This window comes from Klebsiella sp. SWET4, from assembly GCF_024296565.1.
Taxonomy (GTDB): domain Bacteria; phylum Pseudomonadota; class Gammaproteobacteria; order Enterobacterales; family Enterobacteriaceae; genus Klebsiella; species Klebsiella variicola.
The window spans coordinates 199,431-224,697 of the sequence record NZ_JANCOB010000009.1 but is presented as its reverse complement, the minus strand read 5'-3'; the positions used below and the strand labels follow the sequence as shown (position 1 = coordinate 224,697).

21 protein-coding genes and 1 pseudogene are annotated in these 25,267 nt (G+C 55.8%); 9 read left to right on the top strand and 13 right to left on the bottom strand.

Annotated elements, in window-relative coordinates; translation table 11 throughout:
• Positions 1 to 22 precede the first annotated feature (22 nt).
• Together mscK and acrR are read right to left on the bottom strand one after the other, a co-directional pair.
• Entirely contained in the window at positions 23 to 3,370 is a 3,348-nt protein-coding gene (gene mscK, locus NKJ21_RS20215) for a mechanosensitive channel MscK (RefSeq protein ID WP_046882290.1), read from the bottom strand.
• A 129-nt stretch (positions 3,371 to 3,499) separates the two neighbouring features.
• Positions 3,500 to 4,150: a multidrug efflux transporter transcriptional repressor AcrR gene (acrR, locus tag NKJ21_RS20210; protein ID WP_239270557.1), complete on the bottom strand. Its 651-nt coding sequence runs from the start codon at positions 4,148 to 4,150 to the stop codon at positions 3,500 to 3,502.
• Positions 4,151 to 4,292: 142 nt separating this feature from the next.
• Here acrR and acrA point away from each other — a divergent pair, with 142 nt between their 5' ends.
• From acrA to maa, 5 genes are all read left to right on the top strand, one after another.
• Positions 4,293 to 5,486, top strand: a complete 1,194-nt coding sequence (gene acrA, locus NKJ21_RS20205) for a multidrug efflux RND transporter periplasmic adaptor subunit AcrA (RefSeq protein WP_008805438.1) — start codon at positions 4,293 to 4,295, stop codon at positions 5,484 to 5,486.
• Between the two features lie 22 nt (positions 5,487 to 5,508).
• The gene (acrB, locus tag NKJ21_RS20200; protein ID WP_254733172.1) at positions 5,509 to 8,655 is read left to right on the top strand and encodes a multidrug efflux RND transporter permease subunit AcrB; all 3,147 of its coding nucleotides are present in this window, start codon (positions 5,509 to 5,511) and stop codon (positions 8,653 to 8,655) included.
• A gap of 482 nt (positions 8,656 to 9,137) precedes the next feature.
• Positions 9,138 to 9,512, top strand: a complete 375-nt coding sequence (gene tomB, locus NKJ21_RS20195) for an Hha toxicity modulator TomB (protein ID WP_008805436.1) — start codon at positions 9,138 to 9,140, stop codon at positions 9,510 to 9,512.
• 26 nt (positions 9,513 to 9,538) lie between these two features.
• The gene (locus tag NKJ21_RS20190) at positions 9,539 to 9,757 is read left to right on the top strand and encodes an HHA domain-containing protein (RefSeq protein ID WP_002892050.1); all 219 of its coding nucleotides are present in this window, start codon (positions 9,539 to 9,541) and stop codon (positions 9,755 to 9,757) included.
• 158 nt (positions 9,758 to 9,915) lie between these two features.
• Positions 9,916 to 10,482 carry a maltose O-acetyltransferase gene (gene maa / locus NKJ21_RS20185; RefSeq protein ID WP_016160393.1) on the top strand — a complete coding sequence of 189 codons (567 nt, stop codon included), beginning with the start codon at positions 9,916 to 9,918 and terminating at the stop codon, positions 10,480 to 10,482.
• Here the strand turns inward: maa and NKJ21_RS20180 are convergent.
• Positions 10,454 to 10,591 (bottom strand): annotated as a pseudogene (locus NKJ21_RS20180) (hypothetical protein); the annotation flags it as partial. The gene maa and the pseudogene NKJ21_RS20180 overlap by 29 nt on opposite strands.
• A 27-nt stretch (positions 10,592 to 10,618) precedes the next feature.
• Here NKJ21_RS20180 and NKJ21_RS20175 point away from each other — a divergent pair.
• Positions 10,619 to 11,089, top strand: a complete 471-nt coding sequence (locus tag NKJ21_RS20175) for a YlaC family protein (RefSeq protein ID WP_008805434.1) — start codon at positions 10,619 to 10,621, stop codon at positions 11,087 to 11,089.
• On the opposite strand, the gene NKJ21_RS20170 is transcribed toward NKJ21_RS20175, so the two are convergent.
• Complete coding sequence (locus NKJ21_RS20170; protein ID WP_008805433.1) at positions 11,058 to 12,515, bottom strand: PLP-dependent aminotransferase family protein; 1,458 nt, start codon at positions 12,513 to 12,515, stop codon at positions 11,058 to 11,060. The two genes, NKJ21_RS20175 and NKJ21_RS20170, sit on opposite strands and share 32 nt — an antisense overlap.
• Before the next feature lie 100 nt (positions 12,516 to 12,615).
• On the opposite strand from NKJ21_RS20170, the gene NKJ21_RS20165 reads away from it, so the two are divergent.
• A complete protein-coding gene (locus NKJ21_RS20165; protein ID WP_150341789.1) occupies positions 12,616 to 13,314 on the top strand; it encodes a GNAT family N-acetyltransferase in 699 nt (232 codons plus the stop codon).
• Here NKJ21_RS20165 and ykgO read toward each other — a convergent pair.
• From ykgO to NKJ21_RS20150, 3 genes are all read right to left on the bottom strand, one after another.
• The gene (ykgO, locus tag NKJ21_RS20160) at positions 13,311 to 13,451 is read right to left on the bottom strand and encodes a type B 50S ribosomal protein L36 (protein WP_002892018.1); all 141 of its coding nucleotides are present in this window, start codon (positions 13,449 to 13,451) and stop codon (positions 13,311 to 13,313) included. The two genes, NKJ21_RS20165 and ykgO, sit on opposite strands and share 4 nt — an antisense overlap.
• Positions 13,451 to 13,714 (bottom strand): type B 50S ribosomal protein L31, encoded by a 264-nt coding sequence (locus tag NKJ21_RS20155; RefSeq protein WP_008805431.1) that lies wholly within the window; start codon positions 13,712 to 13,714, stop codon positions 13,451 to 13,453. The genes ykgO and NKJ21_RS20155 overlap by 1 nt, the downstream gene beginning before the upstream one ends.
• A gap of 116 nt (positions 13,715 to 13,830) precedes the next feature.
• Positions 13,831 to 14,901, bottom strand: coding sequence for a LacI family DNA-binding transcriptional regulator (locus NKJ21_RS20150; RefSeq protein WP_008805430.1), 1,071 nt, complete (start codon positions 14,899 to 14,901; stop codon positions 13,831 to 13,833).
• A gap of 270 nt (positions 14,902 to 15,171) precedes the next feature.
• Here NKJ21_RS20150 and NKJ21_RS20145 point away from each other — a divergent pair, with 270 nt between their 5' ends.
• Positions 15,172 to 16,443, top strand: a complete 1,272-nt coding sequence (locus NKJ21_RS20145) for a maltoporin (protein WP_008805429.1) — start codon at positions 15,172 to 15,174, stop codon at positions 16,441 to 16,443.
• Positions 16,444 to 16,580: 137 nt separating this feature from the next.
• On the opposite strand, the gene NKJ21_RS20140 is transcribed toward NKJ21_RS20145, so the two are convergent.
• From NKJ21_RS20140 to NKJ21_RS20115, 6 genes are all read right to left on the bottom strand, one after another.
• The gene (locus tag NKJ21_RS20140; RefSeq protein WP_012542670.1) at positions 16,581 to 16,895 is read right to left on the bottom strand and encodes a glucose PTS transporter subunit EIIB; all 315 of its coding nucleotides are present in this window, start codon (positions 16,893 to 16,895) and stop codon (positions 16,581 to 16,583) included.
• A 64-nt stretch (positions 16,896 to 16,959) separates the two neighbouring features.
• Entirely contained in the window at positions 16,960 to 19,017 is a 2,058-nt protein-coding gene (locus tag NKJ21_RS20135) for a beta-galactosidase (protein WP_239270556.1), read from the bottom strand.
• Positions 19,018 to 19,048: 31 nt separating this feature from the next.
• Positions 19,049 to 20,251, bottom strand: a complete 1,203-nt coding sequence (locus NKJ21_RS20130) for an arabinogalactan endo-beta-1,4-galactanase (RefSeq protein ID WP_040973674.1) — start codon at positions 20,249 to 20,251, stop codon at positions 19,049 to 19,051.
• Between the two features lie 4 nt (positions 20,252 to 20,255).
• Positions 20,256 to 21,107: a sugar ABC transporter permease gene (locus NKJ21_RS20125; protein ID WP_004204761.1), complete on the bottom strand. Its 852-nt coding sequence runs from the start codon at positions 21,105 to 21,107 to the stop codon at positions 20,256 to 20,258.
• A 10-nt stretch (positions 21,108 to 21,117) separates the two neighbouring features.
• Entirely contained in the window at positions 21,118 to 22,425 is a 1,308-nt protein-coding gene (locus tag NKJ21_RS20120; protein WP_080928729.1) for a carbohydrate ABC transporter permease, read from the bottom strand.
• A gap of 62 nt (positions 22,426 to 22,487) precedes the next feature.
• Positions 22,488 to 23,720, bottom strand: coding sequence for a maltodextrin ABC transporter substrate-binding protein (locus tag NKJ21_RS20115; RefSeq protein WP_032438716.1), 1,233 nt, complete (start codon positions 23,718 to 23,720; stop codon positions 22,488 to 22,490).
• Between the two features lie 356 nt (positions 23,721 to 24,076).
• Between NKJ21_RS20115 and NKJ21_RS20110 the strand changes: the two genes are divergently transcribed.
• Entirely contained in the window at positions 24,077 to 25,186 is a 1,110-nt protein-coding gene (locus tag NKJ21_RS20110; RefSeq protein ID WP_008805423.1) for an ABC transporter ATP-binding protein, read from the top strand.
• The last annotated feature ends 81 nt before the right edge of the window (positions 25,187 to 25,267 follow it).

Below are 25,267 nucleotides of genomic sequence, written 5' to 3'. Positions count from 1 at the left end.
GCTTTGCGCCGCCCCTCTTCGATCAGGACGCGGTGGTGGGCGCCAGATCGTCCCCCTTCCCGTCCCGCTTCACTTCGGTGACTTCATCGCCTTTTTCATTGCGCAGATGAACTTCCAGCTGGTTAAAGGCAATGTTAATGTCATTCTCCCGGCACAGGCGGTCGATGGCGCGGTTGAGCTCATCCACCGTGTAGCTGCGATCGCGCAGTTCACGAACATACAGACGCAGTTCATGATCCAGCGTACTGGCCCCGAAGGTGGTGAAGAAAACCGCTGGCGCCGGCTCCTGCATCACTTTCGGATGATCGTGCGCGGCCTTCAGCAGCACCGCTTTCACTTTATCCAGATCGGAGCCATAGGCGACGCCGAGGCGGATCACCACCCGGGTCACGGTGTCGGAGAGCGACCAGTTGATCAAGCGCTCGGTAACGAACGCCTTGTTCGGGATAATCACCTCTTTGCGATCGAAGTCGGTGATGGTGGTCGCGCGGATACGGATTTTGCTTACCGTACCGGAGAAGGTGCCGATGGTTACCGTATCCCCAATGCGCACTGGACGCTCGAACAGAATAATCAGACCGGAGACGAAGTTACCGAAGATCTCCTGCAGGCCAAAACCTAAACCAACCGACAGCGCGGCCGCCAGCCATTGCAGTTTATCCCAGGAGACGCCCAGCGACCCGAACACCGTCATCGCCCCGATGGCGATAATCGCATAGTTAAGAATGGTGGTGATGGCGTAGGAGGTTCCCTGACGCATATTGAGACGCGAGAGAACCAGCACCTCCAGCAGACCCGGCAGGTTGCGTATTAGCGCCCAGGCGACCATCGACGCCACAATGGCAAACAGCAGACTGCCCATCGTGACGCTGCGCACCACGCTGGCCCCCGCTTCGGTACCGTTGTAGTGCCAGAGGGTAATGCTGTCGAGATAGGCGAAAACGGTGATCAGATCAGACCAAATCGCCCAGAACATGACCGCGAACAGCGCGATCATCACCAGCATGGTGATGCGCAGCGTCTGCTGGTTGACCTGCTCGAGAGCGATAGTCGGCTCCTCCTGCGGCTCGGCGCCTTCCGCACCCTCCTTCACCAGATGCTGACGGCGCGCCAGCGCCCGGCGCCAGGCGATACGTCGCGCCGCCACGCTCAGACCGCGCAGCACGGTCTGGTACAGCAGGTTCCAGATCATCACCAGATACACGGTCTCGATCCAGCGTCCCGCCAGGCGCAGCGTGGTGTAGAAGTAACCGGTCGCCGTCAGCACCATCAGGGCTACCGGGACAATAGACAGCACGGTGATCGTCAGCAGGCGCAGGCTGTGTGATTCTTTATCACGCCAGCTTTCCCGACACATCGGCCAGACCAGCACGGCAATCAGCAGCAGATTGAAGAAAATCACAAACTGCCCCAGCACGTCGTCCATCAGGTTCAGTGGCGACAGCTCGGAAATCACCGACCAGAAATTCAGCGGCAGCAACGCGAGGCTGACGCGAACAATTTGTCGCCGCCAGTGGCTGGTCAACTGCGCAGGCATATTGAAGTGGCTGACCGCCACGCCGTTCTTTTCCAGCACTTTCCAGCACAGACCAAAGACCAGCCAGAACATGGCCAGCTTTTTACTGTACGCCCACAGCAGTCCGCTGATATTAAGCTGCATGGTGAGTAAGATCAGGCCAATCGCCAAAATTACCAGCACCACCGGCAAGGCCCGAATCAGGTCGATCAGGATCGCCTTTGGCGTATGCAGCTGGGTATCGTTGCGCAGCTGCCCCACCTGGGAAGCAAGCTTAGCCTGATAATCCTTCAGCCACTGCAGACGCCAGCGGATCAGGCCGGCAATCAGCAGCAATGGTAAACCGGCCAGGAAAGCGATAAACACCGCGGGCCACGCTTTTTCCCAGTTCACGGTGATTTTCATCGCCTTAAACTGACCTTTCAGCGCTTCCGGGAAGGCTTTAATCCACTCCCAGTCCATCGGTTTATTGCTGTTCACCCAGAAAATTTGTTGGGTCAGAATTTCCTTCAGACTGCTCGAGACGCTCATCAACTGCTGCTGGTTGATCTGCAGGTTGATGGCCATCATCAGCTGGTTCCCCAGCTGTTTGTTGAACTGGTCAAGCAGTTCGCGGCGCATGTCGATCACTTCCAGTAGCGCGGCGTGGACTTCATCGTTCACTTCGCTGCTGTGCCCCTCCTCCAGTTTGGCGACAAAGGCATCGCTCTGGAACAGCGCGTCGCGCTGCTGGTTCACCTCAAACTGTTCGAGCCGCAGGTCGGCGATGCGGTTGGTCATATCCTGCAGTTCGTCCGCCGACGGCAGCGTCTGCTGTTGCTGATAAAGAATGCGCGACAGCAGCAGGCTGCCTCTGAGCACGGAAATTTGCTCTTTTATATCCCGCTCAGACTGCAGAGCGCGGTCGAGCCAGTTCTTCACCTGGATATTGCGCTGTACCAGCTGGTTGCCGTTCTCCGTCGCCTGGATCAGCTTCTCGCTCAGCTGGTGGTTGATATCCAGCTCTTGTTTGACCAGCGGATTGGCCTGAATTCGCGTGGTTTCGTCCGGGGTGACCGCCTCCTGGGCGGTTTTCTCCGTCAGCGTCAGCCGCTTGCTGTTCACCGCCTCCTGCAGCAGCTGCAGCTGATGCTCCAGCCGGTTGCTCCAGGCGGTGACGTAGTCACGCTGCTTCTGCAGGGTATCCTGCAGGACGGTGTTGCCTTCGAGGCTCTTGCGCTGCTGCTCAATCTGCGCGTTGAGCAGCGCCTGTTGAGCCTGCAACAGCACCTGCTGAGTCGGGCGCAGCGTCTCGTCGCCCACCGAGGTGCCATTCAGCCGATTGCGGATCTGCTGCAACTGTTGGGAGGCGTTATACATCGCGTTCTGCACACGTTCCGGCTGCGTTTGCAGGGAAACCAGCTGGCTGTTATAGGTCGCCAGATCGTTTTGCGCATTCTGCAGATCGTCCAGCGTCTGGGTGACGCGTGACTCCAGTTGACGTAGAGAGAGCGTACTGAGCGTTTTGCGCGTGGCGGCGTCGTCAGTGACCTCGCTCAGGTTGTTGAGACTATCCACCGCCTGGCGCAGCTTCGCCGGGGCTTGCTCGACCTGCTGACGCAGCTGTGCCGTCTCGCTTTTGATGCGCTCGATTTTATCCAGCGTTTCCAGCGTCTGGGTCAAATCCTGCTGGACCAGTTTGTCCTGGGGAGTCAGTTCTTTTTGCTTGTTTAACGTATTGAGCTGGCTCTGCACCTCTGCCCGGTCAGGGAGGTCCGCGGCGCGGCCCTGAACTGGGCTGAAAAGGCCAATAAAGCAGAGCAGCGTAATGAAAAAGATAAACGTGGCGCGTTGCCTGGAGATCGTGTGCAGCATAGTTAATATGAATGAATGCAAATGCCGGAGAATACCGGGGGTCGTCGCAAGCGCGCAGAATAGCACTTCTCTTCGCTGGCGAATAGCGGCGGACGGCGCTAAAAATTCACGTGCATCCGCGCGCTAACGTTAAGCTGTCAGGCTCTCCGGGCCGCGTAGCGTGGGACAGAACTGATACATCTCCAGCAGGATGGCGACGTAGTCGCGCGCTTCCGCATGCAGGTCGAATGAATCAGGGGCAAACAGCCAGTTTTCCATCAGTCCGGAAAGGTAGCTGCGCATTAACACGGCCGCCCGCCGGGTGAGTAAATTGGCGGGCAATAGCTTCGCGGCGATACACTCTTTTAAGGTCTGCTCGATACGCTCGTAGCTCGCCAGGGAGAGCTGCCGCTGGGCCTGCTGCACCACGGTCATCTCACCGACGAACTCACACTTATGATAGATAATCTCCATCATTAATCGTCGACGTTCCTCTGTCACTGTCGCTTCAAGAACATAGACTAATATCTCCCTGATAACTGAGAGTGGATCGTTGGGGAATTTTGCCCGATACTCAATTTCGAGATCGCTAATACTGGCGTCTGACAGCTCCCAAATTTCGTTGAATAAATCTGATTTATTCTTGAAATGCCAGTAGATAGCCCCCCTCGTTACACCCGCAGCTTTTGCAATTGTTGCCAACGAGGTAGATGATACGCCTTGCTGCGAAAACAGACGCAGAGCAACATGCAGAATCAGTTGCCGGGTTTCACGTGCCTGTTGTTTGGTTTTTCGTGCCATAGGTTAATGACTTTACAGAGGTTACGTTTACATACATTTGTGAATGTATGTACCATAGCATGACCATAATAGAAAGACTGTAGTGGGTTTGTGGTTGTTTGAGCCACTGAACATTTTGAAATTGGACACTCGAGGTTTACATATGAACAAAAACAGAGGGTTAACGCCTCTGGCGGTCGTTCTGATGCTCTCAGGCAGCTTAGCGCTAACAGGATGTGACGATAAACCGGCTCAACAAGGAGCCCAGCACATGCCGGAAGTCGGTATTGTGACGCTCAAATCCGCACCTCTACAAATAACCACCGAACTGCCAGGCCGCACCAGCGCCTATCGCATTGCGGAAGTCCGTCCTCAGGTCAGTGGCATTATTTTAAAACGTAACTTCGTGGAAGGTAGCGACATCCAGGCCGGCGTTTCCCTGTATCAGATCGATCCCGCCACCTATCAGGCCAGCTATGACAGCGCCAAAGGCGACCTGGCAAAAGCCCAGGCGGCGGCGAACATGGATCAACTGACGGTCAAGCGTTATCAGAAACTGTTAGGCACGAAATATATTAGTCAACAAGACTACGATACCGCCGTCGCGACGGCACAGCAGAGCAATGCGGCCGTGGTCGCAGCGAAAGCGGCCGTGGAAACTGCGCGCATCAATCTGGCCTACACCAAAGTCACCTCGCCGATCAGCGGCCGGATTGGTAAATCCGCGGTGACCGAAGGAGCGCTGGTCCAGAATGGTCAAACGACTGCCCTGGCAACTGTTCAGCAGCTGGATCCGATCTATGTTGACGTCACCCAGTCGAGCAATGATTTCCTGCGCCTGAAACAGGAGCTGGCCGACGGCCGCCTGAAACAGGAAAATGGCAAAGCGAAAGTAGAGCTGGTCACCAATGACGGTCTTAAGTATCCGCAGGCCGGTACGCTGGAATTCTCGGATGTGACAGTCGATCAGACCACCGGCTCTATCACGCTGCGCGCGATTTTCCCGAACCCGGACCACACCCTGCTACCGGGGATGTTTGTGCGTGCCCGTCTGGAAGAAGGGGTTAACCCTGACGCCCTGCTGGTACCGCAACAGGGTGTTACCCGTACGCCGCGCGGCGACGCCAGCGTCATGGTGGTCGGGGAAGGCGATAAAGTCGAAGTCCGCCAGGTCACAGCGTCTCAGGCGATTGGCGATAAATGGCTGGTCACTGACGGTCTGAAAACGGGCGATCGCGTTATCGTCACCGGCCTGCAAAAAATCAAACCAGGCGTGCAGGTAAAAGCGCAGGAAGTAGCTTCTGATGATAAACAGCAAGCCGCAGGCAACGCGCCATCAGAACAAACCAAGTCTTAACTTAAACAGGAGCCGTTAAGACATGCCTAATTTCTTTATCGATCGCCCCATATTTGCATGGGTGATCGCCATCATCATCATGCTGGCTGGGGGATTATCGATCCTCAAATTGCCGGTAGCGCAATATCCGACGATTGCGCCGCCCGCAATTTCCATTACCGCCATGTACCCCGGTGCTGACGCCGAAACCGTGCAGAACACCGTGACTCAGGTTATCGAACAGAATATGAACGGTATCGACCACCTGATGTACATGTCCTCCAATGGCGACTCCACCGGTACGGCGACCATCACCCTGACCTTCGAATCCGGCACCGATCCGGATATTGCCCAGGTTCAGGTACAGAACAAGCTGGCGCTGGCGACGCCTCTGCTGCCACAAGAAGTACAGCAGCAAGGGATTAGCGTTGAGAAAGCGTCCAGCAGCTTCCTGATGGTTGTCGGCGTTATTAACACCAACGGCACCATGAACCAGGACGATATTTCGGACTACGTGGCGGCCAACATGAAGGACCCGATCAGCCGTACCAGCGGTGTCGGCGACGTTCAGCTGTTCGGTTCCCAGTACGCGATGCGTATCTGGATGGATCCGAACAAACTGAACAACTTCCAGCTGACGCCGGTGGACGTGATCAGCGCCCTGAAAGCGCAGAACGCACAGGTGGCCGCGGGTCAGTTAGGCGGTACGCCGCCGGTGAAAGGCCAGCAGCTTAACGCCTCGATCATCGCGCAAACCCGTCTGACCAATACCGAAGAATTTGGCAACATTCTGCTGAAGGTGAACCAGGACGGTTCCCAGGTTCGTCTGCGCGATGTCGCCAAAATTGAACTGGGCGGCGAAAGCTATGACGTGGTGGCGAAGTTTAACGGCCAGCCAGCATCGGGTCTGGGTATTAAACTGGCTACCGGCGCGAACGCGCTGGATACCGCCAACGCTATCCGTGCAGAACTGGCGAAGATGGAGCCGTTTTTCCCGTCGGGGATGAAGATCGTTTACCCGTATGACACCACCCCGTTCGTGAAAATTTCTATTCACGAAGTGGTTAAAACGCTGGTGGAAGCGATCATCCTGGTGTTCCTGGTCATGTATCTGTTCCTGCAGAACTTCCGCGCCACGCTGATCCCGACCATCGCCGTACCGGTAGTCCTGTTAGGCACCTTCGCGGTGTTGGCGGCGTTTGGCTTCTCGATAAACACCCTGACGATGTTCGGGATGGTGCTCGCCATCGGCCTGTTGGTGGATGACGCCATCGTGGTGGTCGAGAACGTCGAGCGCGTAATGGCGGAAGAGGGTCTGCCGCCGAAAGAAGCGACGCGTAAATCGATGGGACAGATCCAGGGCGCGCTGGTCGGTATCGCCATGGTGCTGTCGGCGGTATTTATCCCAATGGCGTTCTTCGGCGGTTCAACCGGGGCCATCTATCGCCAGTTCTCCATCACCATCGTTTCTGCGATGGCGCTGTCGGTACTGGTGGCGTTGATCCTGACGCCAGCGCTGTGCGCCACGATGCTGAAGCCTATTCAGAAAGGCAGCCATGGCGCGACCACCGGTTTCTTCGGCTGGTTTAACCGCATGTTCGATAAGAGCACGCACCACTACACCGACAGCGTAGGCAACATTCTGCGCAGCACCGGTCGTTATCTGGTCCTGTATCTGATCATCGTGGTGGGCATGGCGTGGCTCTTCGTCCGTCTGCCGAGCTCGTTCCTGCCGGACGAGGACCAGGGGGTATTCCTGAGCATGGCGCAGCTGCCTGCCGGCGCCACCCAGGAGCGTACGCAGAAAGTGCTGGATGAGATGACGAATTACTATCTCACCAAAGAGAAGGACAACGTGGAATCCGTGTTTGCGGTTAACGGCTTCGGCTTCGCCGGCCGCGGCCAGAACACCGGCATCGCGTTCGTCTCGCTGAAAGACTGGAGCCAGCGTCCGGGTGAGGAAAACAAAGTTGAAGCGATCACCGGCCGGGCGATGGGCTACTTCTCGCAGATTAAAGATGCGATGGTGTTCGCCTTTAACCTGCCAGCTATCGTTGAACTGGGTACCGCGACCGGCTTTGACTTCCAGCTCATTGACCAGGGCGGTCTGGGCCACGAAAAACTGACCCAGGCGCGTAACCAGCTGTTTGGCATGGTGGCGCAGCACCCTGACGTGTTAACCGGCGTGCGTCCTAACGGTCTGGAAGATACACCGCAGTTTAAAATCGATATCGATCAGGAAAAAGCCCAGGCGCTGGGCGTCTCCATCAGCGACATTAACACCACGCTGGGCGCGGCCTGGGGCGGGAGCTATGTCAACGACTTTATCGACCGCGGCCGCGTGAAGAAAGTGTACATCATGTCTGAAGCGAAATACCGTATGCTGCCGGAAGACATCGGCAAGTGGTATGTTCGCGGCAGCGATGGTCAGATGGTGCCGTTCTCCGCCTTCTCTACTTCGCGTTGGGAATACGGTTCACCGCGTCTGGAACGCTACAACGGCCTGCCGTCGCTGGAAATTCTCGGCCAGGCAGCGCCAGGCAAGAGTACCGGTGAGGCGATGAGCCTGATGGAAGAGCTGGCGGGTAAACTGCCTTCCGGTATCGGCTACGACTGGACCGGGATGTCTTATCAGGAACGACTGTCCGGCAACCAGGCCCCTGCCCTGTATGCCATTTCGCTGATTGTCGTCTTCCTGTGTCTGGCAGCGCTGTATGAGAGCTGGTCAATTCCGTTCTCGGTCATGCTGGTCGTTCCGCTGGGTGTGGTCGGTGCGCTGTTAGCCGCTACCTTCCGCGGTTTAACCAACGACGTTTACTTCCAGGTGGGCCTGTTGACCACCATCGGCCTGTCGGCGAAGAACGCGATATTGATCGTTGAATTCGCCAAAGACCTGATGGAGAAAGAGGGTAAAGGGCTAATTGAGGCAACGCTTGAAGCAGTGCGTATGCGTCTGCGTCCGATCCTGATGACCTCCCTGGCGTTTATCCTCGGCGTTATGCCGCTGGTGATCAGCTCGGGTGCCGGCTCCGGCGCGCAGAACGCCGTCGGTACTGGCGTAATGGGCGGGATGGTGACCGCGACGATTCTGGCCATCTTCTTCGTGCCAGTGTTCTTCGTGGTGGTTCGTCGCCGCTTTAGCAAGAAATCGGAAGATATGGAGCACAGCCATCAGGTTGAGCATCATTAATCGTCACACTTGAACAAAGGGCCGCCTTCGCGGCCCTTTTTTTGTCCGTCGCAACAGGGCACATATTGCCATTGTTTATTTTTCACACTGCATTTAATATATATTGATATGGTCCGGGCTATTTTTTCACATTGCCTGGCACTTATGATCTTTACACACTCATTGACCAGGAATAATCCTAATACCAACGCCCGCGGCCGGCGGTTTCTGAACGCGACAGCTGCCTGCCTTAAGCCGATGATTGATAAGACTTCTCTATTTCTCGGGCTGTGCGCCACGGCCTGCGAAATTAATTCGTCTATTTTTAAGATAATTTCTCTCTGATAATTGTAATTTTTCGTAATAGCACGATGAAATCTGTTGGAGAGTGGATTATAGTTAAATCAGCAGGATTACTCAGTTAGTGTCAGGTCGGTTAGTCGTGTTCATCCCACAACGGTGTTTGTTAGTCGTCGTTTAAACCACTCAAAAGGGGATGCGTTATGGACGAATACTCGCCAAAAAGACATGATATTGCACAGCTACGCTTTCTCTGCGAAACGCTGTATCATGACTGCCTTGCAAACCTGGAAGAGAGCAACCATGGCTGGGTCAACGACCCGACTTCGGCTGTCAATCTTCAGTTAAATGAATTGATCGAGCACATTGCCACATTCGCGCTTAATTATAAAATTAAGTACACTGAGGATAATAAACTGGTCGCTCAGGTTGACGAATATCTGGACGATACTTTTACCTTGTTCAGTAACTACGGCATTAACTCAACGGATTTGCAAAAGTGGAAAAAATCCGGTAATCGACTATTTCGTTGCTTTGTCAACGCCAGCCGGGAAAACCCGGCCAGTCTCTCGTGTTAGAATTATTACAATCAAAAGGTGGAATTATGTCTGATAAGCCATTAACTAAAACAGACTATTTGATGCGCTTACGTCGTTGCCAGACAATTGACACGCTGGAGCGCGTCATTGAAAAAAATAAATATGAACTGTCTGATAATGAACTGGCGGTATTTTACTCAGCCGCCGATCATCGTCTGGCTGAACTGACCATGAATAAGCTGTACGATAAGATCCCGACCTCAGTCTGGAAGTTTATCCGCTAATCGACGCGCACAACGTGGTCTGCTGACCGGACGAAACGCGTCAGCCGCCGCAGGGTATCTTTGTGATAGTCATCACATCATTCAGCTAACAGCAACCCTGTAACCGGTTTCTTTTTTATACTGCTACGGCCATCTCAAGTCAGGTATAAGGAAGACCCATGAGTGAAGAAAAACGTAAAATGATCGCCGGTGAGCTCTATTTATCTGGCGACCCAACGCTTCGCGCCGATCGCCTGCGCGCCAGACAGTTGTTACACCGTTATAATCATTCCTCCCCGGATGCGCAGGAAGAACGTCAGCATATTCTGGCCGAGCTGTTCGGTCGCGCCGGCGATGCGTATATCGAGCCAAGCTTTCGCTGCGACTACGGCTACAATATCTTTCTCGGCAACGCGTTTTACGCCAATTTTGACTGCGTGATGCTGGACGTCTGCCCTATTCATATTGGCGATAACTGCATGCTGGCGCCGGGCGTCCATATTTATACCGCCACCCATCCGCTGGATGCCGAGGCGCGTAACAGCGGCCAGGAATATGGCAAACCAGTGACCATTGGCCACAATGTGTGGATTGGTGGGCGGGCGGTAATCAATCCCGGGGTGACCATTGGTGATAATGCGGTCATTGCGTCCGGTGCAGTCGTCACCAAAGATGTACCGGCCGGGGCCGTTGTCGGCGGCAACCCGGCGCAGATCATTAAGCGCCTTCCGGTACCCAATCCGTAACTGTTATGGTTTTCTGTAACTGATCTGTTACTTTCGCCGTGGAATATTGCAACATAAAATAGCCTTCAGGCTAAGCCTGCCACGCCTGGTCCGCCGGGCGCGCACGGCTGGCTCATTGCAGAATTCGGGGACCAAGATGACAGAAATACAACGCCTGCTAACTCATACCATTGACGAACTCAACGTTCAGGAAAAACGCGATAATCGCCCGCGTTTTAGCATCAGTTTTATCCGCAACCATCCGGGGCTGTTTGTTGCCATGTATGCCGCGTTTCTGGCGACGCTGGTGGTCATGCTGCGCTCTGAAACGCTGGTAGACTCGGTCTGGTTGCTGGTGGTGCTGTTCATCCTGTTCAACGCCTTTTTCTTCTTTGATGTCTATCCGCGCTATCGTTATGAAGATATCGATGTCCTCGACTTTCGCGTGTGCTACAACGGGGAATGGTATAACACCCGCTTTGTTCCCCGGCAGCTGATCGAGCGTATTCTTCAGTCGCCGGATGTCGATAGCGAGCAGAAGGCGCAGCTCAAAAAGATGGTCGCCACCAAAGGCGAGCTCTCCTTCTACGACGTTTTTACGCTGACCCGCGCCGGTGCTGCACAATAAGACGATTTAGCGTCCGCAGCGCCAGCGGATAGCGGGAAGCAGAAGTATTACCATATCCCAGCACCAGCCCGCTCCGCCCCCGCTGCGGGTCGAGATAGAAATGACTTAACGCGGCAGGCGCCAGTTGAAACTGACGCGCCTGCTGCGCAATCGCCTGGTCATCGAACCCTTCCATTGCGACTGTCAAATGGAGCCCCCCTTCCCCGCCAAGGACCTCGCATGGCACGGTTATCTCTTGCGCCAGTGCCTCACGCAGCTGTTGTTGGCGCTTGCGGTACAGGCGACGCATGGCCGCCAGATGGCGAGCATAGTGCCCCTTCTCAATAAACCTGGCCAGCGCCCGCTGTTCCGTGCGGTGTCCTCCACGCAGCAACGTGCCAATCACATCCTGAACGGCATCCGCCAGCGCAGGCGGCATCACCATGAAGCCAATACGCAGCGCCGGAAAGAGTGTTTTGCTGAAGGTACCGAGATACACCACCGGGGCATCCGGCACCATCCCCAGCATCGCCGGGATCGGCTCTCCGCTATGGCGAAACTCGCTGTCGTAGTCATCCTCCACAATCCACGCCCCGTGCAGGCGGGCGTACTCCACCAGCGCCAGACGTCGCGCGGCGCTCATGACGCTCCCGAGGGGATACTGATGAGAGGGAGAGGTGAAGATCAGACGGGGCGGCTCCGCGACGCCGTTGGCAATCCCCATCCCTTCGTCATCGACCGCCATTCCGCTGACCCGCAGCCCCGCCCGCTGGAAACTGCTCCTGGCCCCCAGGTACCCCGGCTCTTCCACCCACACGCTGTCGCCAGGATCCGTCAACAGCGAAGCGCATAAGTTCACCCCTTCCAGCGCCCCTTCGGTAATGACAATCTGCCGAATATCGCAACGGATCCCCCGGGAGAGCGCCAGATGACGAGCGATAGCCTCCCGCAGCAAGGGGTCGCCTGCCGCCTCGCCATAGCCCAGCAGTGCGCTGCCCTCGTCGCGTAAGACGTTATCCATCAGCCGCCGCCACAGCGGCAACGGGAAATAGTTCACCGCCGGCATGCCAGGGGTAAACAGCAGCGCCGGAGAGTCGCGGCGCATTGCGGCTGGCAGCCCTTGCAGCCGTTCAGGCAGCACGACGGGCGGCACCTTCACGGGCTCTTCGCGGCAGGCGGCGAGCGGTACCACCTGCGTTCCCTGACGGCTCCGCATCAGGTATCCCTCCAGCGCCAGCTGCTCCAGGGCAGCATTGACCGTATTTCGCGACAGCTGCAGCCGTCCGGCCATCACCCGCGATCCGGGCAAACGGCAGTTGGCCGCCAGAGTTCCCTGCAGGATGGCATGGCGCAATGTGTGGTAAAGGGCCCGCTGCAGGGTTTCATCCGATCGGTGCTGTATCCCCTGCGTCACCAGCGTAAAAAAACCATCGTCCGGTATGTTCATTTCATCTCCTCGTGGCCCTATGAAAACATACGCCTGTGGCACTTTTTATGGAACCAGTGAGCGCGTACGCTGCCTGAAAAACCCCGCTAAGGAAACCGCAATGCGTGAATACAATCAGTTTGGACAGGAACTCGGCGCCGCGCTGCCTGACTGGCAACTGCGTCCATGGCCAGCACGGCAGGTATTACAGGGCAGCCGCTGTCGGCTCGAACCACTGACTCTCACGCATGCCAGCGACCTGTTTGCTGCTCACCAGCTGGCGCCAGACGCCCGCAGCTGGACGTGGCTACTGCGTGAACCTGAGAGCAACCTTGCAGAATTCAGTGCCTGGGTGGAGCAGGTCGCCACGCTGGCAGACCCGATCCATTTTGCCGTCGTTGACCAGCGGCAAGGGAAAGCGGTTGGCTCGCTGGCGTTAATGCGCATCGACGCCACCCACGGCGTGGTAGAGGTGGGACATGTGCATTTTTCACCGTTGCTGAGCCGAACGGCTATGGCCACCGAAGCGCACTGGCTGTTGATGCAGTATGTGTTTGATACGCTCGGTTATCGTCGCTATGAATGGAAATGTAATAGTCTCAATATGCCATCGAGCCGGGCGGCAAGGCGGCTGGGTTTTCAGTACGAAGGACGTTTTCGCCAGGCACTGGTGAGCAAAGGACATAACCGGGATACGGACTGGTTTTCGGTGATAGACGGCGAATGGCCGCAGCTGGATAACGCCATGCGGCAATGGCTGGCCGCCGACAATTTTACCGCCGACGGCCAGCAGCGCCGCACTCTGGAGAGTTTCCGTTAACGACGTTTTTTGCGCCCCTGCACCGCTTTAAAGCGGGGGTTGCTCTTACAGATAACGTACAGCCGCCCTTTGCGCTTGACCAGCTGACAATCCGGGTGGCGCTGTTTGGCGCTGCGTAATGAGTTAACGACCTGCATCATGCCTTCCTTTTCGCATCAATAAAGCCGCCGAAGCGCTGACGGAACCGGGCCGCGCTGCCCTCGCTGGCGAAGGTTTTTTGTTTGCCGGTGTAGTACGGATGCGATTTCGAGGAGACGTCGATCGTTACATACGGAAAAGTTTCGCCGTCGAGTTCAATCACGCGATCGGTGCGGATGGTGGAACCGACTTTAAAATACTCATTAACGCTGGTGTCGTGAAACACCACCGTGCGATAGGGGGGATGGATATGGGCTTTCATGATGACCTCGTCATTATGTTATAACATAACATTTAAGTTACGCCGTTCCACGACAAAGATCAACCATGTTCAAATTAAGGGTAATGGGCCTAAGGCGAGTTTCCCCGCCTTAGGTTTCAGGGCGCCAGACGGTGGGCGATGGCGCGTAGCTGTTCCGCGATGGCCTGCAGATCTTTGCCTTGCTCAGTTCTGGCGCCGCTGGAATGACGTATCACCAGGCGCGCCGGCAGGATGGATGAAGTATGTGGCGCACCGCTGGTGCTGGCGAGGATCCGCCGCACCGCTTCTTTCCCCTGCAGATCGAGGTCCAGCGACACCGTACTCAGCGCCGGATAGAAAAAGGAGCTTTCGTAGGTATCGTCATAGCCAATGACGGACTTCTCCCCCGGCACCGCCACCTGGTGCTGATGGAAAGCGCTGAGCACCCCCAGCGCCATCTGGTCATTACCCACCAGCACGGCGCTGAAATTGGGCGTTTCGCGCAGCATCTGCAGCGCGCCGGCATAGCCGCTTTGCGCATCCCAGTTGCCGTGCAGAACGGTCACCGGCTTCAGGCCGTAGCCCTCCAGAGTCTCCAGCCAGCTTTTCAGCCGGAGTTTGGCCGAGACGGAGCTGTCCGGCCCCGCCAGCAGCGCGATCTCCCGATGCCCCATCTCATAAAGATATTTGACGCTGGCCCGGGTGCCATCTGCCGGATTAAACGAAACGTTAAACACGGAACTGTAGGGGTCGACATCGAGAAAAAGGCAGACGATATCATCGTTGTCAGCGGCGATTTTCTGCGCCTGCTCGGTCTCCAGCGGCACGTTGATAATGACTTTATCCACCCGCTGAGATTTCAGCTCATTGATGGAATCCTGGATACTTTGGTTGACGCTCTCATCGATCATCGAAATCAGCACCTGGTAACCTTCCAGATTGGCATAGCGTTTTACCGCCGCCGCCACCTGGGAAGGCGCATGCCAGGCCAGCGAAATCGTCACCAGCCCGACCGTCTGGCTCTCCTTCCCCACCAGCTGCTGCGCCAGCCGGTTTGGCACATAGCGTAAGGCCTCTATTGATTTCTCCACCTTGCGGCGCGTCGCTTCGGATACATTGGCAGATTTATTGAGTACCCTGGACACGGTCTGGTAAGAGACGCCCGCATGGCGTGCGACGTCTTCCAGAGTAGCGCTTTTAGACTTCATGGTCCGGTTCCTTATGTTGTTATCCCATGATTGTAACAGGGGCCATTTGAAAAAACGCTCACCGCCACCTTTCATCGCAAAATTACACCACAAAAAGTATTACGTTCACAACACAGTTAATTGTGAATCACCTCACCCATCACAACAAAAACCAGCATGATTATTTGCACTTAGTCACACAATAATCATATCTCGTTTGCCTGAAGTTACATTTAGGCATTTTATGACATCAGTTATGTGAACGTAATACAAAACAATAAGAGGATAGAGATGAATACGACACTGCGCGCCCTTTCCGCCGCGTTAGCCGCTGCGCTAATCGCCCCTTCCGCGTTTGCGGCGACCGCCGCAATCCCGAGTATCGATTTCCATGGCTATATGCGCGCCGGGGTTGGGGTCTCCGGCGATGGTAGCGAAGCGGAATGGCAAAAGAACAAGCTGGGCCGTTTGGGTAATGAATCGGATACCTATGGTGAGCTGGAGCTGGGCTCCGAGGTCTACAAGAAAGATGACGTCAGCTTCTATCTCGACAGCATGGTCAGCATGGTCTCCGACGGCTCTAACGATAATGAAACCACGCTGAATGATGATGCACAGTTCGGTTTACGTCAGCTGAACCTGCAGATCAAAGGGCTGATCCCCGGCGATCCGAATGCGGTGATCTGGGGGGGTAAACGTTACTACCAGCGCCACGATCTGCACATCATCGATACCAAATACTGGAACATATCCGGCTCCGGGGCCGGGGTGGAAAACTACACCCTCGGCCCGGGCGCCGTCTCGCTGGCCTGGATCCGCGGCGATGCCAACGACGTTGACTATCGCGTCGATGGCGACAGCAACGTCAATATTAACTATATCGATTTACGCTATGCAGGCTGGAAGCCGTGGTCGGGTTCGTGGACCGAATTCGGCATCGACTACGCCATGCCGAACACCACCAAAAAACAGGACAGCTACGGCGGGCTGTACGATGCCGATAATGGCGTGATGCTGACCGGTGAAATCAGTCAGGATATGCTGGGCGGCTATAACAAAACCGTGCTGCAGTATGCCAACAAAGGGCTGGCGCAGAACATGGTCTCCCAGGGCGGCGGCTGGTACGATATGTGGAACTACGTGAACGACGCCACCGGCTATCGCGTGATTAACACCGGCCTGATCCCGATTACCGAAAAGTTCTCCATCAACCACGTCCTGACCTGGGGCTCGGCGGATGATATTACCGACTACACCGACAAAACGCGGATGCTGTCGCTGGTTGCCCGTGGGCAGTATCAGTTCACCGACTACGTCCGCCTGATTGGCGAAGTCGGCGGTTTCTATCAGAAAGACAGCTATAACAATGGCACCAGCTACAAACAGGCCGGTGAGAAATATACCATTGCGCTGGGCCTGGCGGACGGGCCAGACTTTATGTCACGCCCGGAATTACGCATTTTTGCTTCATACCTGAATGATTCCGAAGATGGTAAACCGTTTGAAGACCAGACGGCGAATAATACCTGGAATTTCGGCGTGCAGGTTGAGGCCTGGTGGTAATATCGCGCTGGTAAGACAAGTACATTATTTTTATCTCCAACTGTAAGGTCATTAATTACCTCTCCGGTAATTATTATTGCCACTGCTATCTTTGTCTTATTTTCGGGATAACCTGTTTTCAGGTTATCCCGTTTTATTTATTTACGGGTAGCAAAATGCTCATCCAGCAATTGACGCAGCGCATCGGACTGCTTACCGAAAATAGCATGCACCTGCTGACCGAGAATAATGACGCCCAGCGCGCCCTGCTGCTGTAATGCGTCAGTATCCACGGCTGCAAGATGACGAACCGTCACCCGCAGACGAGTAATACAGGCATCCACTTGCGTAATATTCGCTTCACCGCCGAAGGCCTGAATCAGCGCCTCGATTTGCTGTTTTTCCGCTTCGCTTAACGGCTGTGCCGGACGTGCAGGAGAGAAATAGTGCAGAAAGGATTTTAAACTCACCATCATAAGCTCCAGGTTTAAGATAAAAAAAAGCCTGCTCGTCAGAGCAGGCATGGAGAAGAAGAAATTACGCGTGGCGACGAAGAATACGGCAATCCCATGCTGAGAGGATCAGCGGGTCCGGCGCCGCCGCGTCGGTCAGGCAATCCCAATACCCCGGCGGCAGAGTCAGAGTATGACTTTGCGCGCTGTAGTTCTGCAGGAAGACAAACGTGCTCTCACCGTCGGTGCGCGCGGTAGCCACTACGCCGGGCGGTAAATCCGCCGCTATCGCTCGTGGCAGATCCAGCTCCCTGCTCAGGGCAGCAAAGAAATCGCGCTGGAAGGCTAAATCGTTGCGGGAGGCGACATGCCAGGCTTTACCTTTCTCGAAACCGTTCACCGTCACCGCCGGCCGTCCGGCATAGAAATCATCCCGGTAGGTGGCCAGCGTCTGAGCGCTCTCGGTATGGATTAGTTCACAGAGATGGCGCACCTGATAGGGACCCTGCAGACCGCACTGATTCCCGGCAAGCCCCTGCACAAGATTAAACTCGCCGTCATTCAGACAGTCGATCTCTTCCGCCCAGATCCCCAGCAGATTGCGCAGCGGGCCCGGGAAGCCGCCGAGATAGCAGAGATCGGACTCATTGACGATGCCGGTCCAGTAGGTGGTCACCAGGTGGCCGCCGCTGGCGACAAACGCCTCTGCCCGCGCGGCAAAGCCGTCGCGCACCATATATAACATCGGGGCAATCACTAACCGGTATGGCGTTAAATCGACATCAGCGTCAATCACATCGACGGCAATGCCCTGTTCCCAGAACGGACGGTAGTGTTCGTTGACCGTCTTCTCATACTCCATACCCAGATTGCGCGGCCCCTGGGCGTCATCAAGCGCCCAGCGGTTTTGTTGGTCGAAGATAATCGCTACTTTCGCCTCGGTGCGACAACCCCGGACCTCCGGTAGCTTGCTCAGTATCTCGCCGAGCTGGCTGACTTCACGACCAATACGGGTATCAATGTGCCCGACGTGGTCAACCACCGCGCCGTGAAATTTCTCAACCGAACCGCGGCTTTTCCGCCACTGGAAATACTGCACCGAGTCGGCGCCATGCGCCACCGCCTGCAGCGAGGAGAGAATATGCATTCCCGGCTTCTTCAGTTTGCTGGTCGGCTGCCAGTTGGTGGCGCTTGGTGTGGACTCCATCAGCACAAACGGTTTGCCGCCCTTCAGGCTGCGCATCATGTCGTGATACATCGCGGTGTAGCAGGCCAGTGCGGTTTCGTCTTTATCGCGGTGCCACATCGGATAGCTGTCCCACGAGATAAAGTCCAGCGCCTCTGCCAGTTGCCAGTAGTCGTAATCGTAGAAATACTCCATAAAGTTAGTGGTCACAGGCAGGGAGGCGTTAGCCGCCTTCAGCGGGGCAATTTCATGGCGGCAGAAATCGGTCACCTGAGCGGTGTTAAAGCGATGCCAGTCAAGATTGAGACCGTGAATTGACACCTCGCCCTGTGGCGCAGGTGATTCAATTTGCGACCAGTCGGTATAGGTATGACTCCAGAAGGTGCTCCACCAGGCCTGGTTGAGGTTCTCCAGGGTCTGGTAACGCGCCTTCAGCCAGTCGCGAAAACGGTTCTGGCAGAGATCGCAATGGCATTCACCGCCATATTCATTGGAAATATGCCAGCCCAGTACCGCCGGGTGTGAAGAATAACGCTCTGCAAGCAGGGTATTGATTTCCAGGGTTTTCTCGCGATAGACCGGTGACGACATACAGTGGTTGTGACGGCCGCCGTGCAGGGCCGGCACCCGATCGCGTCCCACCCGCAGAACCTGCGGATAGCGCTGAGACATCCACGCCGGACGCGCGCCGCTCGGCGTGGCCAGAAAAACATGAATGCCGGCGGCATACAGTTTATCGAGGATAGTATCCAGCCAGGCGAAATTAAATACCCCTTCGCGTGGCTCCAGTTTCGCCCAGCTAAATATTCCCACCGACATCACATTGCATTTTGCCTGCTGCATCATGGCAATGTCTTTATCAATAATATCGGGGTCATTCTCCCATTGCTCCGGATTATAATCCGCGCCATGCAGCAGCGTACTAACCTTCGGATGTAAAGGTGCAAATTTATTCATAATAAACTTCCTGAAAAAAACGACAAAAAAATTAATTAAAAACTTTTACCGACGGCAATACTTTTCCCTGGCAATCAAATAGCGCCTGATTTTCACGTGCATTCCCTTCTTTCCACTCGTCGTGGATATATTTCATCCCCGCCGGGGTGGCCCAGGTATTTCCCGGCACGGCAATCCACGTGGGCTCCCAGTAAAAAATACCTTTGCCGCGCTGGTCGGGAACATCTATGACGGCCTGCATCAGATCGTGAATATAGTGATATTGCCCCTGCACGGTGGCGGGATAACCCCCGTCCTTTTCCTCTTTCGCCTGGAAACTATTTTCCGCGTTGTCGCAGTTGGCCAGGGTATAGGCATAGGCCGCCTCGACGACGATAACGTCTTTGTTATAGCGTTTGCTGATGTCATCCATATTGGCCTTCAGGGCGCTGATCGGCCCGTTCCAGTAGGTGTACATCGACAGACCGATCACGTCATACGGTACATGGCGCTTGTCAATCTCATCAAACCACCAGCGGAAGGTATCGTTCTTGGTCCCTTCGGCCAGATGCAGCATGATTTTCACTTGCTCGCCGTGATGCAGGTTCTCCTTCAGGCCAGCGATAGCCGCGTTCAGCAGCCCGGCCAGCCGGTCGAACTCGCCGCCCCCCTGCCCCCAGCTTTTCCCTTCCGGCCACAGGATGCCGCCGTTGATCTCATTGCCGATCTGCACCATGTCCGGCAGGACGCCTGCCTGCTTAAAGCGGGCGATGGTATCGCGGGTATAGTCATGAATCGCCGTTTTCAGCTGCGGATAATCCATCTTTTCCCAGGCTTTCGGCTTGAACTGCTTGCCGGGATCGGTCCAGAAATCGCTGTAATGAAAATCGAGCAGCAGCTTCATCCCCTGGGCTTTCGCCCGTTTCGCGAGGGTCAGGGTGGTGGCCAGGTCGTTATTTCCGCCGCCATAGCCCTCACCGCTCGCCGATTGCGGATCCACCCACAGACGGAGGCGAACATAGTTGACGCCGTTCTCTTTCAGAATCGCGATCGGATCCTTGCGCTGATTATTCTGGTCGTAGAACGTCGCCCCGTGCTTTTCGGCATCCAGCAGCGTGGAGATATCCGCGCCTTTGATAAAGTCCGCCGGCATGCCCTGAAACGCGCGGGTTTCAAGCGCGTCCGCGGCCAGAGTAGGGGTGGAGAAACTGCATGCCAGACAAACCGCAAGCCATGCGGGGGTGAATCTTTTCATGTGCTTATCCTTTAGTACTGCCCGAGGTCAGGCCGGAGACAAAGTATTTTTGTAACGCCAGGTAGAGGATCGCCACCGGTACGGCAATCAGCACCGCCCCCGCCGCGTAGGTGGTGTAACTGGCACCCATTTTTTGCGCCACCAGGTTATACAGACCGATAGGCAGCGTGTATTTATCCGGGGTACGCAGGATGGTGCTGGAGAGGATGAAATCGCCCAGCGGACCGGTGAAGGAGAACAGCGCCACCACCGCGAGGATAGGCCTCGACAACGGCATGATGATCTCGATAAAGATGCGAAAGCTGCTGGCGCCATCCATGCGGGCGGACTCATCCAGATCTTTGGGGATCGCGTCGAGATACCCCTTCATCAGCCAGGTATTCATCGGGATCATCCCCCCGACGTAGATCAGCACCAGCGCCAGATGGCTGTTAATCAGGCCAAGCAGTTGCGATAGCACAAAGATCGCAATCAGCGCGGAAAACTGCGGGATCATCTGCAGCAGCAGGAACAGCATCAGCCCGTTCTGCCGCCCTTTAAAGCGGAAGCGGGAGAAGGCGTAAGCGGTAAAGCTGACGCTAATCAGGGTCAGCACCATGGTCAGAAAGCTGATTTTCATCGAGTTCCAGTACCAGGTGAGGTAATTCACATTGCCATTGAACAGATCGGCATAGTGCTGGAACGACAGGTTTTCCGGAATGATCGAGGTACTGAGCAGGCTATTGCCGGCGTTCAGCGACGCCCCGACCGTCCAGACCAGCGGATAGATGATCACCACCGAGACCAGAATAACCACCAGCCAGGTGAGAGAGAGTCGGATCCACTTTTCGCGTTTAATACTGGGTGATTGAGCCATGTTGCTTCCCTTACGCCATGTCGTCATTTTTGAAGGATTTGGTGGCGCGGAACTGCCACAGCGCCAGGCCGACGACAAAGATCGACAGCAGGATCGTGATGGTCGCCGCGATGGCGTACTGCGACGAGGACATCGTCAGCTTATAGATCCACGACACCAGAATATCCGTCCCACCGGCGTTGGAGCCTGCCACCGCAGGACCGCCGTTGTTAAACAGATAAATGATGTTGAAGTTATTAAAGTTGAAGGTGTACTGAGTGATGATGATCGGCGCGATCGCGTACAGCACCAGCGGCAGAGTGATGGTGCGCAGACGGGTAAAGGCGCTGGCGCCGTCCATCGTCGCCGCTTCATACAGATCGTCCGGGATCGCCTGCAGCACGCCGGTGGTCATGGCAAAGACAAACGGGAAGCCAAGCCAGGTCTGCATCATGATCAGCGCCGTTTTAGTCCAGAACGGGTCGGTCAGCCATGCCTTCGGGCTGATACCGAAGAACGACAGGATCGCGTTGTTGATGACCCCGAATGAATCGTTGAACATACCGGCAAAGACGAGGATGGTGACAAACCCCGGCACCGCCCACGGCAAAATAAAGATGGTGCGGATCAGCGGCTTAAAGCGCAGATCTTTTTGATTCACCAGAATCGCCAGCAGCACGCCCACCGTACACTGCAGGGTGGTCGCCAGCAGCGTCCACACCACGGTCCACTGCAGCACATCCAGGAAGGTGGAGCGCCAGATAGAGAGGGTGAAAATATTGACGAAGTTTTTCAGCCCCACCCAGTCCACCAGCTTCGCCGGCGGCGTGTGGTACAGGTTGTAGTTGGTGAAGGCGATGGCGAAACCGAACAGAATGGGAAAGATCACCACAAACACCAGCAGAATAAAGCCCGGGGTGATCATCAGGTACGGGAAGCCGTCGCTCAGCAGCATCTGGTACTGCTTACGCACGCTGTTCAGGGCGATCCCCCCATCGCGTTTTTTGCCGTTCAGCCACGCATCCCGCAGCGAGAGAAAATAGATCAGCACGCCAAAGGCGACGATCAGCACACTGATAATCCCCTCCGCTAACAGGAAGATAGAGTTATCCCGCGGTACCTCTTCACCCAGGGTATATAACCCCCACAACCCCTCACGCAGGAAATCATAAAAAATCCCCAGAAAGCTGCTCAGCAGCACCAGGAAGACCAGCCCTTTCAGCCACTGGCGATGATAAAACTGACCGAAACCCGGCACGATTGCCAGCAGCAGGCCGCACCATGCATGGCGCCCGGGCCCGCGTGCGTCGCTAAAATTTTCGCTGGAATGGATGCTCACACTCGACTCCTTCTACAAACGGGAGGTCCCCCTCCCGCTCGGTGACTTCACGTGACGGTGAATTACTGATTGCTGGCCTGCATTGCTTCGATCTGCATCGTGATCTGTTTCACCGCGTTATCGAGCGCGGCCTGCGGCGCCTGCTTACCGGTGAGGCTCAGTTCAAGCGCGGCGTTGGCCGGCCCCCACACTTCCCCCATCTCCGGAATGCCCGGCATCGCCACCGCTCGCGCCGACTGGATGGCGACGGCACTGGCCTTTTGGTCGTTTTTAATCACCGGATCGTCAATCATCGCCTTCAGCGGCGGAATTTCGCCGGTGGCGACATAGCGGGCTTTCACATACTGCGGCTGGTTGATGAACTCGATAAACTGTTGCGCCAGCGCTTTGTCTTTACTCCAGGTCGATACCACATAGCCTTTGACGCCCAGGAAGGAGCTCATCGGCTTGCCGTCCGGCAGGGTCGGCAGGGGCGCCACGCCATAGTTAATGCCAGCGGCTTCATACGGCTGGAAGGCCCAGGGGCCGTTGATCACCGCCGCCGCTTTTTTCTCGGTAAACAGGGAATCGATGGCATTCAGCCCGTTATCGCCGAGGATCCCCGCTGGAAAGACCTTCTCGGCATAGAATTTTTTCAGGAAGGTGACGGCTTCGACGGCGCCGGGGGTATTGAGGCCCACTTGCTGCGGGTTAAAGCCACCGCTGTCGTTTTTAGCAAAGATATAGCCGCCCATCGGGCCAATCGCCCCCCAGCTGTAATAGATCTGGTCAAACTTGGCGAGCAGGCCGTATTTGTTCTGCTCGCGCTGGGTTTTCGAGTAGTCCAGCCAGGCCTGCAGGCTGTCCAGCGGCTTGTCGATCAGGTCCTTGTTATAGATAAGCACCAGGGTTTCCACTGCTTTCGGGATCCCGTACAGCGCGTTGTCCATGTGGAAGGCATTGATGGAGGCTGGCGTAAAGGCATCCTGTTTCGCCTGATCGACGCTGAGCGGCGAGAGTAGTCCCTGAACCACGGCGCCGCCGAGCTGGTCATTAGGGATCACCAGCACGTCCGGCCCAATGCCCGCCGGGCCGTCGAGGCGCAGCTTTTCCAGCTGCTGGGCATAAGGCATCTCCTGGAGATTGACCTTCACGTTGTACTGCTTCTCAAAATCACTGACCGCGGTTTTAATGCCGGCGGATTTTTTAATGTCTTCCCAGACGTTGAGCTGCCCGGCGGCGTGCGCCTGCAGGCTGGTGAGTTGCCCCGCCGCCAGGGTGGTAAGGATCAGTGCAGCAAGCGTGTTCTTTTTCATTATCAACCTCATGTGAAGGTATAACAATTTAATGGTTTTTATTGGGCTTATCTCTGCCAGTCAGAAAAATAAATCACTTCAACCTGGCGAGTTATATGAGAAAAAGGCTCCAGCTCTCTTTTGTTATACGCTACCCGTAGATCGCTGACAAAACTACCATAAGCTGCCAGTTGTGTGATCATCATTACAGAAATGAAACGCCGCTGTATGGCGCTAAAACTGCGGAAGTTATAGTCAGGGCATGATTTTACTGCTGTTGAACATCGCCACGCTGATTTGTTACACGTAATACAATTCATGCTACACACAGCGACAAAGCAACGGCAAACAACAGCTACTCACTTCGGGGAATGTGGATGTCCAATATACGACTGAGGAATGTCACCAAAAGGTTCGGCAGCACGGTGACGCTGCACCAGGTCAATCTCGATATTGAAGATGGCGAGTTTGCCGTTTTCGTCGGTCCTTCCGGCTGTGGAAAATCGACGCTGCTGCGCATGATTGCCGGTCTGGAAGAGGTCAGCGAGGGTGAAGTGCTGATCGGCGATGAGGTGATGAATGATGTCGTGCCCGCCCGCCGCGGCGTGGCGATGGTCTTCCAGTCCTATGCGCTCTACCCGCACATGACGGTGGCAGAGAACATGGGCTACGGGTTGAAGGTGAATAAAGTGCCGAAAACGGAGATCCGTCGCCAGGTGGAAATGGTGGCTAAAACGCTGCAGCTCTCGCACCTGCTGGATCGTAAACCGAAGCAGCTCTCTGGCGGCCAGCGGCAGCGCGTGGCCATTGGCCGGGCGATCGTGCGTAATCCCCGGGTGTTTATGTTCGATGAGCCGCTCTCTAACCTCGATGCGGAGCTGCGCGTCGATATGCGCCTGCATATTGCCCGTCTGCACCAGGAGCTGAAGACCACCATGGTGTATGTCACCCACGATCAGGTAGAGGCGATGACGCTGGCCGATAAAATCGTGGTCATGAACTACGGGAAAGTCGAACAAATGGGTTCGCCGATGGCGCTGTATTACAATCCGGTCAACAAATTCGTCGCCGGCTTTATCGGCTCGCCGAAGATGAATTTTTTGCCGGCCATCGTCAGCGACTGGCAGCCGGAACGCTTAACGGTCACCCTCGCGCAGGACCATCAGTTGGTCCTCAATATCGCTACCCAGCCGCTGAAGCCCGGCGCCGCGGTGACGCTGGGGATCCGGCCAGAGCATCTCACGCCCGACGTCACTACCGGTACCGTGGTGGAGTTTCAATGTGAAGTGGTGGAGCGTCTGGGTAACAATACCTATCTGTTCGGCCAGTGCTACGGCCACGATAACGTCAAGGTCCTGCTGCCCGGCGACGTCCATTTCCGCCCGTGGCAGAAAATAAATCTGGCCTTCGATGAGCGCTTCTGCATGGTATTTGATGAGAATGACCTGCGTATCAGCGCTGATATCCCGGCGCCGGATGCGCACTAGCTAACATATTGCTGTCATCTGCGCCGCGTATGCTGCGACTGAATGCCGGAATACACCCTGCCCGGCATTCACACCCTCATT

What these genes read in the sequence shown, in the direction of transcription:
- NKJ21_RS20140 (WP_012542670.1), bottom strand. Translation starts at nt 16,895, where the DNA reads ATGGTGAGTTTAAAATCCTTTCTGCACTATTTCTCTCCTGCACGTCCG.
- NKJ21_RS20155 (WP_008805431.1), bottom strand. Translation starts at nt 13,714, where the DNA reads ATGAAAGCCCATATCCATCCCCCCTATCGCACGGTGGTGTTTCACGAC.
- acrA (WP_008805438.1), top strand. Translation starts at nt 4,293, where the DNA reads ATGAACAAAAACAGAGGGTTAACGCCTCTGGCGGTCGTTCTGATGCTC.
- maa (WP_016160393.1), top strand. Translation starts at nt 9,916, where the DNA reads ATGAGTGAAGAAAAACGTAAAATGATCGCCGGTGAGCTCTATTTATCT.
- NKJ21_RS20130 (WP_040973674.1), bottom strand. Translation starts at nt 20,251, where the DNA reads ATGAAAAGATTCACCCCCGCATGGCTTGCGGTTTGTCTGGCATGCAGT.
- NKJ21_RS20150 (WP_008805430.1), bottom strand. Translation starts at nt 14,901, where the DNA reads ATGAAGTCTAAAAGCGCTACTCTGGAAGACGTCGCACGCCATGCGGGC.
- NKJ21_RS20110 (WP_008805423.1), top strand. Translation starts at nt 24,077, where the DNA reads ATGTCCAATATACGACTGAGGAATGTCACCAAAAGGTTCGGCAGCACG.
- mscK (WP_046882290.1), bottom strand. Translation starts at nt 3,370, where the DNA reads ATGCTGCACACGATCTCCAGGCAACGCGCCACGTTTATCTTTTTCATT.
- NKJ21_RS20135 (WP_239270556.1), bottom strand. Translation starts at nt 19,017, where the DNA reads ATGAATAAATTTGCACCTTTACATCCGAAGGTTAGTACGCTGCTGCAT.
- acrB (WP_254733172.1), top strand. Translation starts at nt 5,509, where the DNA reads ATGCCTAATTTCTTTATCGATCGCCCCATATTTGCATGGGTGATCGCC.
- tomB (WP_008805436.1), top strand. Translation starts at nt 9,138, where the DNA reads ATGGACGAATACTCGCCAAAAAGACATGATATTGCACAGCTACGCTTT.
- NKJ21_RS20190 (WP_002892050.1), top strand. Translation starts at nt 9,539, where the DNA reads ATGTCTGATAAGCCATTAACTAAAACAGACTATTTGATGCGCTTACGT.
- NKJ21_RS20165 (WP_150341789.1), top strand. Translation starts at nt 12,616, where the DNA reads ATGCGTGAATACAATCAGTTTGGACAGGAACTCGGCGCCGCGCTGCCT.
- NKJ21_RS20145 (WP_008805429.1), top strand. Translation starts at nt 15,172, where the DNA reads ATGAATACGACACTGCGCGCCCTTTCCGCCGCGTTAGCCGCTGCGCTA.
- ykgO (WP_002892018.1), bottom strand. Translation starts at nt 13,451, where the DNA reads ATGCAGGTCGTTAACTCATTACGCAGCGCCAAACAGCGCCACCCGGAT.
- NKJ21_RS20125 (WP_004204761.1), bottom strand. Translation starts at nt 21,107, where the DNA reads ATGGCTCAATCACCCAGTATTAAACGCGAAAAGTGGATCCGACTCTCT.
- NKJ21_RS20175 (WP_008805434.1), top strand. Translation starts at nt 10,619, where the DNA reads ATGACAGAAATACAACGCCTGCTAACTCATACCATTGACGAACTCAAC.
- NKJ21_RS20115 (WP_032438716.1), bottom strand. Translation starts at nt 23,720, where the DNA reads ATGAAAAAGAACACGCTTGCTGCACTGATCCTTACCACCCTGGCGGCG.
- acrR (WP_239270557.1), bottom strand. Translation starts at nt 4,150, where the DNA reads ATGGCACGAAAAACCAAACAACAGGCACGTGAAACCCGGCAACTGATT.
- NKJ21_RS20170 (WP_008805433.1), bottom strand. Translation starts at nt 12,515, where the DNA reads ATGAACATACCGGACGATGGTTTTTTTACGCTGGTGACGCAGGGGATA.